This window comes from Streptomyces sp. NPDC048269, from assembly GCF_040652395.1.
GTDB lineage: Bacteria > Actinomycetota > Actinomycetes > Streptomycetales > Streptomycetaceae > Streptomyces.
In genome coordinates this window covers 1-10,878 of record NZ_JBEZLW010000087.1, presented here as the reverse complement: position 1 = coordinate 10,878, position 10,878 = coordinate 1, and the positions used below count along the sequence as shown (strand labels likewise).

Genomic DNA, 10,878 nt, shown 5'->3' with positions numbered 1-10,878 from the left:
TATCGCTTCGTGTAGTTACTTCCCACCTGGCACTGCTTCCCCTGGGCTCATACGTCCCAGTGTCCAGGTGTCCACATCAACGGGGGAACTTCAGTCGGCGTAGGCGTGGACCTGGCGTTCGAGCCATGTGGTGGTGAGAGAGTCGGGTAGGACGGAGGCGTAGGTCGCCTCCGGCTCCGGTCATGACCACGCTGGTTCCGTGGCGCGCCAGGGTGGCCATGGCCCGCGTGGTGATGGATACACCGGTCCGAGCAGGAGGCAGGACAGGGCTGGGGCTGCGGTAGGAATGTAGACGGTGTCTGTTCGCTGTTCGTCCGTACGGATTTGTGCGCAGACACCGGTGTCGTCCTGCGATGCGGACCATGTCCATGTAAAGGAAGGAAAGGGAGTCTGCGATGCGCGGCAGCATGGCGAGTGTCGGGGTGGCCAGGCGTCGTCGCGCCTGGCCGACGCCGGGTGAAGTGGTCACGCTGCTGTCGCCGGGGCCAGGGTGAGCAGGCCGGCGCCGTACGGCTTCCCGCGTCCGATTCCCGACAGGAGGGCCGCGGTGAGCGCGAGGGGGTCGGTCACAGTGGCTGTCCCGTCGTAACGGACCAGGCTGTGGCGCAGCGGGGGCCCGCCGCGTCGGCGCGCGGGGTCCAGGGGGGTGGGCAGGAGGGTTTTCAGCTGCAGGCCGGCTTCGGTGGCCCGGCGGGTCCACCACTGATCGGCATCCGGTCCGCTGAGTGGCACGACGCTGCCCCGCTTGTTCTTCTCTTCTACAGGCAGGCGCTCGCGTTTGGCGGGGTTGACGGCAATGCGGTAGCGCACGCCCAGCCCAGACCGGAGGGCGGCGAACATAGGGCCGAGATCCTTGACCTCTATCTCGCCGTAGTCGGCTGGCAGATGGTCGGCCGTCAGCGCCGCCGAGGCCTGCACGAGGAGCGTGGTGGCGTTCTCGGTCACGTCGAGCCGGTAAAGCAGTCCGCTGCGCATGCGCGCGCTGTCGCCGAGGCCATCGGGAACGAGTTTCATCAGGGTGCGGTGCATCTCGGTGGCGTCGCGCAGGTCCCGGTTGACCGCACGGCTGTGGAGGTTGAGCCGGATCCGGGCAAGGGCGGCCGTGGGCGTGGTCATGCGGTGGTCTCCGTGAGCTCCGTGCTTCCCGGGACGTGTGTGGCGTAGTCGATGAGGCGTTCGTGCACGGTGTGCTCACCGTGGTCCAGCAGACTGGCCGGCAGACGCTCCAGCGTCCGGTAGATGTGGCGCTTGGTGTGGGCATGCTCGTGCTCTCCGAAGCTGACCGGGTGGTCGTGGGCGGTGAGGTACACGGCGTCTCGTCTGTGGCCGGGTGGCTGTTCCCACAGGAATTCGACCGGCACGCTCTGCGCTGTCGTCGGGTACGGCCGGCCGCGCCGCTCGTCCGTGTAAGGGCTGGCCAGGGGAATCTCGGTCAGGAGCTCGGCGGTGGGGTCTGCCACGGCCTGCCGCAGCAGGAACGGCTCGTCGGGTACACAGGAGCGGCGTCCCAGGTAGGGCGCCCAGTGCGGTCGCTGGAGGGCTGTTGCAATCTCCTCGATCCGCTGGTCGGGGCCGGTGACGGCGACCACGAATACGGCGTCCGCGAGGTAGTGGCGCCGGGTGACGACGGCGGCGCCCTTGTTCTTGCCGCCGCTGGTGGCCGCGGTGAGGCGGGCGGGGAAGCCTCCGCCGACGGTGTGGTAGTCGGTAAGGAGAACACCGGCCCGGTCGATCCGGACGGTGAATTCCAGATCGGTGTAGCCGTCGAGTGCGGCGCCCCGGGGTAGACCTTCGGCGGCGGCCAGCATGCCGGTGAGGCCTGAGCGGGTCGGGAAGGGGGCGGTGTCCCGCACGGCGCTGAACGCCGAGCGTTCACCCCAGGACTGCAAGGGGCCGGCCAACCTGATGAGCAGACCGGTCACTGGCCGTCGTCTCCGGGCTCGGGCAGCGCCGCGTCCACGGCGGCGCACAGCAGAGCGTCGAAGGACTGGTGGGTGTCGCCGAGGCTCTCGTAGGGGTCGGGGTCGATTCCGGCGTGGCCGTGGAAGAGGCGGTGGCGATTGCTGGTGAGACGGTGGACTTGGGCCGCGTAGTCGGCCAGCGCTGCCCGGGAGGGACGGGAGAATCCACCGGCCCTCTCCGCTGTCACGGGCGTCTCGAACGCGGCGGCCAGCGAGAGGGGGCGGTGGGTGCGAACGGCGAGATAGGCCAGGTCCGGGATGGTGTGAGGCGCTGTGCTGTTCTTCTTCGCCTGGGGCAGGGACATCAGGAAATGGTCGGCGAAGGAGGCCAGTACGGTCCGGGCGGCTTTCGTGTCGCCTTCAAGGTTCTTCAGGAGGTCGGTGATGTTGACCGACGCGAAGCGGTAGAAGACGCCGGCGCTGAACTCCGCGGTGCTCAGGTGGCCGCTGCCGGTGTCGGCGTCGGGGAGCCAGTCGTCGACTGCGGTGAAGTAGTCCCTTTGGGGCTCGCTGGCATGCGTGGTGAAGGCGTGGGCGACCTGGGCGGCGCCGTCGACGTTCGCGCCCGGGAGTTCAGCGAGCATCCTGCCCAGGAGGCTGATCGAGGCGGTCCGCCTCTTGAGAACGCTCTCGATCTTGTCCGACGGCAGGAGCGCTCCGGCCTTCTTCGACTTGCCCAGCCCCGCCTCCAGTGCGGCGCGGTGTGCGGTGCAGATGTCGACGAGTTCGTCGATGCCCGCCTCGGGCAGGAAAAGCAGTACGGACGTGTGGCCGGCGGCTTCCGTCACCAGGCCCTTCTTGGTGGCGCTGAGTGCGACCTGGGCGCCCGCGAACTCCGCGAGGTCCTCGGGCCAGTCGGCGCATTGGAGGGCTGCCCTGACCTTGGTGGGCACGTGACGCGTGCGGGCGGCCTTTTCGCCCAGGTCCCGCTCCACTCCGTGGCGCATCACACGCTTCCAGGATTGGCTTGAGACGCGGATCCGGTTGGCGTTGCCGTACCGGACGCTCTTGGGGGAGCCGAGGTCATCCCGGTTCAGGTTGGACGCCGGTACCGACTGGATGGCGTTGAGGTCCAGGTAGACAGAGGTCACTGATTCTCCTCGGAAATTGCGTCGTTGCTGCCGTTGCTGTCGTTGCTGCGGCCGTCGGCGGCCAGGGGGTCCGAGTGCCGGCGCTCGGTTGCGCGCTCGGCGGCGTCACGCACCCGGAAGTAGGACTCAAGCCAGCGGGTCGCGATGCGGTCCTGGCTGTAGTCCCAGCCGGCGAGGTCGTCCAAGAGCACCGCCCAGTCGAGAACCACACCACGGCCGTTGACCTGGCCGACGAGCGCGGGCAGGCGCGAGTACAGGGATTCACTGCCGATACGGGCCAGCAGGTGCAGCTCGGACTCTGCCGAGCCGGCCGCGAGTGCTCCCAGGTTCACGGCCTCGGCGAGCGAGGCGCCCAGGTTGGGGCGCTGCCACCACGACTGCGGCGTCCCGCCCGGCTCCGAGGGGCAGGCAGTCTCCTGCGCCGGTGCGGCTGAGTTCCGCTCCGCGTCCTCGTCGCGAACCCCTCGTGAACGCGCGGCGATCAACGCGGCGACCACGTAGTAGGGCTGGCGCGCCTCAGGATGCCGGTTCTGTTCCGGCACCAGGCGCATCAGATGGCGGTGCATCCGCTGGCACCGGTCGTACGGCAGGCCCAGACCGCTGCGCAGGTCGGCCTGAGCCCGCTTGCTGCCCGCGCACACATCCAGCACCTGGCGCACGAACTCCTGCGCACGCTGCTGCCGGTCAAAGCTCCCTTGGAGGGTGGCCGTTTTCGGTCCGGTCATGAGTCACTCCCCACAGGGGTCGCCGATGGTCGTGCCCGGCCTGGCTTCAGCAGCGCGCGCAGGACGGCCCGAGCCCGAACGCGCGCCCGGGCGACCCGAAGGTCGGCGCTGCGGGCACCGATGGCCCCATCCAGGGCATCGAGGGCGGCGTTGATGAACGGTGGCTGCGGATTGTCCTGCCGCCCCTCGGCGGCCAGCAGACTCCAGAAGATCGCCTCAGCGGACGGCCAAAAGCGGGCGGCCGCCGCATGTGCCCACGGGCCGGGCTTCTTCGGATCGAGTTTCACCTTCGCCGTCGGATCCGTCTCGGGATCGGTGGTCAGCCTCCACGCGAGGCGCGCGGCGAAGTGCAACCGCTCCCCCACCAGCTCGGCGAACTCGCGGCACTGCCCGACCCGCAGCGCCATCTCCGGCTCAGGACCGTCCTCACTCCACTGCAGCACCGGCGGGGTCGTCGCCTCAAACCAGGAACTGTCGCGCTGCTGGCCGTCCTGATCGAAGCCGTAGGCGCGCACCCGCAGCTTGGTGCGCAGCGTGCGGGGCAGGTTCTCGAAGGCCGCCGGACGCCGGCTCTGTCCCCCGCCCTTGAGGAGCAATGCGTCCAGGTCCCGCCACAGAGCCCTCGATCCGTCGGCCTGCCGGGCAAACGGCGCCCCTCCCGCCTTCGGCATATCGAGGATGACATAAGGATCCCTGGCCATGTGCGGCGGCTCGTGGGTTGACCAGGTGAGATAGGCCTGCGTCACCGACCGCCCGTCCGACGACGGCTCGAGGAGGGCGGCATGCCGGGCTCGTCCTGTCAGTACCCGCCCCGGCCAGCTCACCGATGGGATCGGCCCCAAGGGATCGGGCAGCTCGTCCGCTTCCCAGGGGCAGTCGTTGTCCTCCGCAGGGTCACCGCACACACCGGGTTGTGGAACAGCCAGAACGAGGGTGGTGAAAAGATCGTCCGCCCACGGATGGTAGGAGATGCTCTTGCGTAGGGGCCCGGCATCGCCATTGCCGGGCTTGACGGCGGTGATCTTGCGTGGCGTGCACTGCCCAGCCGGCCCGTAGTACAGCTGTGCGATCAGGTGCCACGCCGCCTCGGCGGTCGGCACCGGGACCGGGTCGCCCTCATTGAAGTGCCCGAACAGGACCGCCCCGTTGTCCCCGGTCGGCCTCCCCAGCACCAGCTTGTTCACGCCGGACGGATTCGGACGACCCTGACCGTCCACGCACTGCGACCTCAACCGCGGGTCCTGGAGGAACGGCCGCTGTGCGTCGAACAAGTCGAAATGCCCCTTGGGCACCTCCTGATTGAGATACGCGGTGACCCGCTTCGGATCGAAACGCCCCTCGGCCAGGACCTGATTGCGTAACCGCAGCCAGCCGTTGATGTCCTCGCCGAGGTCCTCGTCATCGAGGCGCACACCGTCACAGCTGGCGATCCTGGCCGTCATCGCCGTCAGAATCCGCAGCAGCCCGGACGCCGCCGGCGCCACCGGCAACTCGAGGTCGGCTATCTCGTCCGCCCGGTGAAACAGCTCCCGTAACCCGACCCTCAGCGCCACACCGTCCGCGAGCCGCACCGGAATCCAGCGCTCGTCCCGCAGGTCGAACCCGTCCGTCATGGCCCCCCTTTCCCATCACCTTTCCATGACGAGAACACCGCCATCCGACTCTTCGGCGCGGCTCAGTCCCGTCCGCGCACAGTGAACCAGCCACCACTGACAGTGATACCGCGATTGAGGAAATCTGCAGGCCAGACCACCTCAGGCGCCATGCTGCAGCCGAAGACAGCGAACAAGAGCCGCCGAACTTCAAGTGCATTCCCCACCTACGTGGGGGGTTCCGTTAGAAGGCGGCCCGCCGGCCGCTGCAACACAGAGCTTCCCCACCGACGTGGGGACACGGGTACTCGGCCCACCCCGTGCTCACTCGCGGCGCAGGCCGAGTTCACCGTCCAGCCAGATTTGACGGCCACCGACCGCCACCCTCTCAGCCACACCGTCACGCACCGGCTGACGGAGTACCACGAGGTCGCCGAGCAACGAATGCTCGACCCAGCCCTCCGGCACCCCAAGATCAACGCCCTCCACGTCCCGGAACCAGTCAGCCCGGACTGCGATCGTGCGCCCCATCACCTGCCGCACGTCCAACACCGCCGGCCGATCCCCTCGGCCTGCCGCCGGCAACGACATCAGGCCCTGCGCATCGAGCGTCTCCCGACCATCCGGATGCACATACACGCACAGCAAACGAACCGAGTCCGCACCAAGCCGCGTCGTCGCCTCCCACTCCTCCCACCGGCCCTCCCGGTGCAGAGCATGCAGCCCGGCAATCTGCCCCGCCCGCTCCACCACAGCAAAATTCCCGGCCGCACGCTGCGCGGACTCCTCCCCCAGGAATGCCGTCCACACCCCCGACTCCTCCGGGTTCGTCCAGTCGAACCGGTCCGGCCGGTCCCCGTGCACCCGCTCGACCAAATCCTGGACATCTTCCGGTAGAGCAACCGGCACCCTGCCACGCTCAGCCAGTACCGCGGACGTCTCCACCAGCAGAGCCTCGTGATACACGCCACGCCACACGTGCGGCACCTGCCCTCCGCCCGACACCGGATCCAGCACAACCAAACAAGGCCCTTCCTTCACCGCCCACCCCGGCCGCTCCCGCCCGCCTGGCCGACCATGCTCCTTCCACCACGTCTCGTGCCGCCAGCACCGGCCCGCCCGCTGCAACAACAACGCCAGCGGCGCCAGATCAGACACCACGACATCCGCATCAAGATCCAACGACTGCTCCACCACCTGAGTGGCGACGATGATGCGGCCGACGGGCCGCGGCCCCGACCTACCCATCCCCGACGTGACAGCCAGCGTCCGCTCCTCCCGCACATCCCCCGGGAACCGAGCATGCAGCAACTGCAAATCAACCGATGAATCCATTACCGACACAAGACCCATCAAATGCGTAAAAGTGTCCTGCGCCTCCGCCACCGTGTTGCACACCACCAGCGCGCAGCCCTCACCACCCTCCAGCACCGGCGCGAGCACCCGCTCCAGCACCGCAAGCCGCGACCTCTCCCCCGACCGCGCGCCTCCAACCACAGGCTCCACCTGCACCTTCAACAGCATGTGCCTCTGCTGAACCTGCTCCTGACGACTCGCCTCATCGATCTGCGCACACTCACCCGTCGACCCGTCGACGTACAGCCAGCCCGGATACGGCACAGGAAAACTCCGACCCCGCAACGCCCTCGACCGATGACCCGCCCCCGCCAGGTACTCCCTGATCAACCGGTCACTCACCGACGCCGGCAACGTCGCCGACAGCAGCACCACCGGCACCCCGAACGCGCCCAGCCAGTTCAAAAGCCGCCCCAGAAGAACCTGCATATACGGGTCATAGGCATGCGCCTCGTCCACGATCAACGTCTTCCCCGACAACGCCAGCAACCGCAAAGCGCTGTGCCGAACCGGCAACACCCCCATCAACGCCTGATCGATCGTGCCCACGGCAAACTGCGCCAAAAGCGGACGCTTGGCACCACGCAGCCACTGGACGGGCCTCATATCCGCCCGGTGCCGAGCCGCCCCACCCTCCCCTTCCTCGTCACCATCACAAACCAGCACACGACCGCTCTCCCCCGCATGCCCATCCCCCGCATAAGCAGCACTCAGCCAGGCCATACTGTGCGTCAAGGTCAACCCCGCCCCCACACCACCCTGCCGCGCCAGCACCCCGGCCACACGAGCGTGCATCTGATCACTGGTCGCCATAGTCGGAAGCAGAAACGCAAACCCCCGCGTACCGAAGCAATCGGACAACACGCGCTCCGCTTCCAGCGCCGCCTCCGTCTTCCCATCCCCCGGAGCCGCCGTCACAACAAGAATCCCGGCGCCCCTCCCCCACTCCGTACCCTGCCGGAACCTCGACAGCGCCGCCGGCAGAAGTGACACCACCGAGCGCTGCATCGCATTCGCGCCATCGGCGATGCCATAAGCCTCCGCGAAAGACCGGCGCTGCAACTCCACAGGCAGCAAACCCGCCTCCCGCACCAGACGCTCGGCATCCCCGCAGGACCTCGCGAAATGCTCCTCCAGCCCCGGCTCCAGCGACCGCTGGCGCTCTTTGAGATAGCCCTCCTGACTGACCAGCCAGTCCGCCAGAATCACCACACCCGTCACCAAGACCGCCGCCGGGGCTGAGAACGACCGAGGCAGCTCCGGCTCACCCAGCACGCCGAATACAGCGCCGCCGTGCGCGACTCGTTGCGCAGCCCACGTCAACCCACCCAGCAGATCCCGGTAGGCCGGCCCGGCATGCACAGGATCAAGGCGGTGGAAGCACCCGTGGTGACCCCCCACCACCTCGGCGATCCGCTCGACGACCTCCAGCTCGGCCTCCGTGACGCTGTCTACGCCTCCAGACAGGACAGTCAGGACCTCCGGAACAGCTCGCATCCCGGCCACGTCATGCCCAAGCCGCTCAGACCCAATCTTCCCCTGATCTCGAACCAGAGCGTCACTCAAGCGTGCCGCCGCGAGCTGATCGCAGAGCTGAAAGGCCGACACCTTCCCAACATCGTGCAGCCCCGCACACAACCCCATCAGCGACCGGGCTCTCCTCAGATCCTGAGACAACCCCCAGCCTGCAGCGATACAACGGCGCTGGTTCTCCGCCAGGTACTCGTCCCACAAGAACAGAGCCACAGCCGCAGCATCCAACAAGTGCCGTACCAACGGGTACGGCGCCAGCTCCTGATCGAGTCCACGCGCCTTCCCCCATAACGACTGATCCGGCTCGCCCCACGAGCTCCGCATCACAGCGCTCCTTCCTACGCAGACAACCCAAGTTACGGAGCACGGCACGCGGCGATACCAACATCGCCTCAACGAACAGCAGTTATGGTTCAGGCATGAACGCCAGCCCCATGCCGCAGCGCCAGGTAAAAGACTTGCAAACCATGTAGAACGCTGCAGGTCACAAAGTGTGCTCCCCGCCGACGCGGGGGTGGACCGGACGGTGAGAGCCCAGGAGACGTGTGCGCGGCGTGCTCCCCGCCGACGCGGGGGTGGACCGCCGACTTAGTCGCTCCACGTTGGTGCTCAGTCGTGCTCCCCGCCGACGCGGGGGTGGACCGCGCCGGGACGTGGGTCCAAGAGGCCGGAGTGCGTGCTCCCCGCCGACGCGGGGGTGGACCGGCTTGGGCGAACAGATCGAAGGCTTGGGGCTCGTGCTCCCCGCCGACGCGGGGGTGGACCGAACACTCTCCCCGGCAGCCCCCTGTGGTCGGCGTGCTCCCCGCCGACGCGGGGGTGGACCGACCACGCTGTCCGGCGGCATCGCCGTGTACCTGTGCTCCCCGCCGACGCGGGGGTGCACCGCTGGTTACCAGGGCGCCGCTCCTGGCGCCGACGTGCTCCCCGCCGACGCGGGGGTGGACCGCTGTTGGGCGACGCCCAGACCGCGAACGAGGGGTGCTCCCCGCCGACGCGGGGGTGGACCGTATGACCCTGGGCCGCAGGGATGTCTACGGAGGTGCTCCCCGCCGACGCGGGGGTGGACCGGGGATCGGCGGCCGGGAGCAGTTCGGGAACATGTGCTCCCCGCCGACGCGGGGATGGACCGGTAGCCAAGAGTCGTAAGTCGGCTCTCAATCAGTGCTCCCCGCCGACGCGGGGGTGGACCGTCTGCGTACTGCGCGCCATCGCTCGCGGGCGCGTGCTCCCCGCCGACGCGGGGGTGGACCGCGGTCGGCGGCGCGGACCAGGCCGTGCTCCTCGTGCTCCCCGCCGACGCGGGGGTGGACCGGAGGTTCTCAGCGGCTGGGCGTTGGGCGTCGAGTGCTCCCCGCCGACGCGGGGGTGGACCGGCCATCATCATGACCGCGCTCGCCGTGGCCCTGTGCTCCCCGCCGACGGGGGGGGACCGTAGTCGGGTCCGACCTTCCACACAGCCTGGCCGTGCTCCCCGCCGACGCGGGGGTGGACCGGCCTCCCATCCGCGGCGTACCGACCTCGCGTTGTGCTCCCCGCCTACGCGGGGGTGGACCGCACACGCGCCGGTGGGCGGGGATCATGGGAGCGTGCTCCCCGCCGACGCGAGGGTGGACCGGTGCTGGCGACGTACCCGCAGCCGACGGAGGTGTGCTCCCCGCCGACGCGGGGGTGGACCGCCCGCGGCACCTGCCAGCCGAACCATGGTGCTGTGCTCCCCGCCGACGCGGGGGTGGACCGAACGGCCCGTACAGCACATTGTCGGCCGACTCGTGCTCCCCGCCGACGCGGGGGTGGACCGCTCGCGTCGTTGATCGTGCCGGTTTTTCTGGGGTGCTCCCCGCCGACGCGGGGGTGGACCGGATGCGCCGACCGGATCGCCGCCGCTCTCGACGTGCTCCCCGCCGACGCGGGGGTGGACCGATTCACATCGCGGTCGAGGAGCCCGCGTGCGTGTGCTCCCCGCCGACGCGGGGGTGGACCGTCCTCGGTGGCGCCTCCCACGGCACCGCCGTCGTGCTCCCCGCCGACGCGGGGGTGGACCGCCGCCAGCGCACCGGGTCGGACAGGTAGTCCTGTGCTCCCCGCCGACACGGGTGGACCGCGGGTCGCGCGGGTGCGGCGCACCACCGGCGAGTGCTCCCCGCCGACGCGGGGGTGGACCACTTAGCCGTCACATACTTGACAATGTCCGGGTGTGCTCCCCGCCGACGCGGGGGTGGACCGGCACTCCACCGCTCGATCAGCAGCCTGTACGCGTGCTCCCCGCCGACGCGGGGGTGGACCGCTCCGCGCAATCAGCAGCTGCTCGAAGAGCGGGTGCTCCCCGCCGACGCGGGGTGGACCGCTGTACCCCGCGTTCCTCGTGGACGGGGGAGCACTCCACCAAGATCATTCCGTGGCGGGTTCTGGCGTCTCTGGGCATGCCCCCTGGGGGACTCACCGCTACCCAAAGCCGTGGCCAACGAAGCCCTGGCCGATTACGCCCCCAGCCTCTGGCAAGTTCGTGACCTGCGAAGGCAACACTAGTGTTCTGAGTCTGGAGTTCTGTTCAGTTGTAGGCTTTCGGTATGGCGATGGGGCGGCCGAAGGCCGAGTTGGTGCTGACGGACGAGGAGCG

At 69.0% G+C, this 10,878-nt stretch carries 6 protein-coding genes, 1 pseudogene and 1 CRISPR repeat array; all 7 genes and pseudogenes read right to left on the bottom strand.

Annotated elements, in window-relative coordinates:
- Positions 1–93 precede the first annotated feature (93 nt).
- Positions 94–409, bottom strand: a pseudogene (locus AB0D48_RS36480) (type I-E CRISPR-associated endonuclease Cas1); the annotation flags it as partial.
- Between the two features lie 56 nt (positions 410–465).
- A complete protein-coding gene (locus AB0D48_RS36475) occupies positions 466–1,116 on the bottom strand; it encodes a type I-E CRISPR-associated protein Cas6/Cse3/CasE (RefSeq protein WP_362407360.1) in 651 nt (216 codons plus the stop codon).
- A complete protein-coding gene (gene cas5e, locus AB0D48_RS36470) occupies positions 1,113–1,922 on the bottom strand; it encodes a type I-E CRISPR-associated protein Cas5/CasD (protein WP_362407357.1) in 810 nt (269 codons plus the stop codon). Before cas5e ends, AB0D48_RS36475 begins: the two co-directional genes overlap by 4 nt.
- Positions 1,919–3,052 (bottom strand): type I-E CRISPR-associated protein Cas7/Cse4/CasC, encoded by a 1,134-nt coding sequence (gene cas7e, locus AB0D48_RS36465; protein WP_362407354.1) that lies wholly within the window; start codon positions 3,050–3,052, stop codon positions 1,919–1,921. Before cas7e ends, cas5e begins: the two co-directional genes overlap by 4 nt.
- Positions 3,049–3,777 carry a type I-E CRISPR-associated protein Cse2/CasB gene (gene casB / locus AB0D48_RS36460; RefSeq protein WP_362407351.1) on the bottom strand — a complete coding sequence of 243 codons (729 nt, stop codon included), beginning with the start codon at positions 3,775–3,777 and terminating at the stop codon, positions 3,049–3,051. The genes cas7e and casB overlap by 4 nt, the downstream gene beginning before the upstream one ends.
- Positions 3,774–5,390 carry a type I-E CRISPR-associated protein Cse1/CasA gene (gene casA, locus AB0D48_RS36455; protein ID WP_362407348.1) on the bottom strand — a complete coding sequence of 539 codons (1,617 nt, stop codon included), beginning with the start codon at positions 5,388–5,390 and terminating at the stop codon, positions 3,774–3,776. Before casA ends, casB begins: the two co-directional genes overlap by 4 nt.
- Positions 5,391–5,693: 303 nt before the next feature.
- Positions 5,694–8,582, bottom strand: a complete 2,889-nt coding sequence (gene cas3 / locus AB0D48_RS36450) for a CRISPR-associated helicase Cas3' (RefSeq protein ID WP_362407345.1) — start codon at positions 8,580–8,582, stop codon at positions 5,694–5,696.
- Between the two features lie 169 nt (positions 8,583–8,751).
- Positions 8,752–10,605: a CRISPR direct-repeat array (repeat unit 29 nt; unit sequence GTGCTCCCCGCCGACGCGGGGGTGGACCG).
- Between the last annotated feature and the right edge of the window lie 273 nt (positions 10,606–10,878).

What these genes read in the sequence shown, in the direction of transcription:
- AB0D48_RS36475 (WP_362407360.1), bottom strand. Translation starts at nt 1,116, where the DNA reads ATGACCACGCCCACGGCCGCCCTTGCCCGGATCCGGCTCAACCTCCAC.
- casB (WP_362407351.1), bottom strand. Translation starts at nt 3,777, where the DNA reads ATGACCGGACCGAAAACGGCCACCCTCCAAGGGAGCTTTGACCGGCAG.
- casA (WP_362407348.1), bottom strand. Translation starts at nt 5,390, where the DNA reads ATGACGGACGGGTTCGACCTGCGGGACGAGCGCTGGATTCCGGTGCGG.
- cas3 (WP_362407345.1), bottom strand. Translation starts at nt 8,582, where the DNA reads ATGCGGAGCTCGTGGGGCGAGCCGGATCAGTCGTTATGGGGGAAGGCG.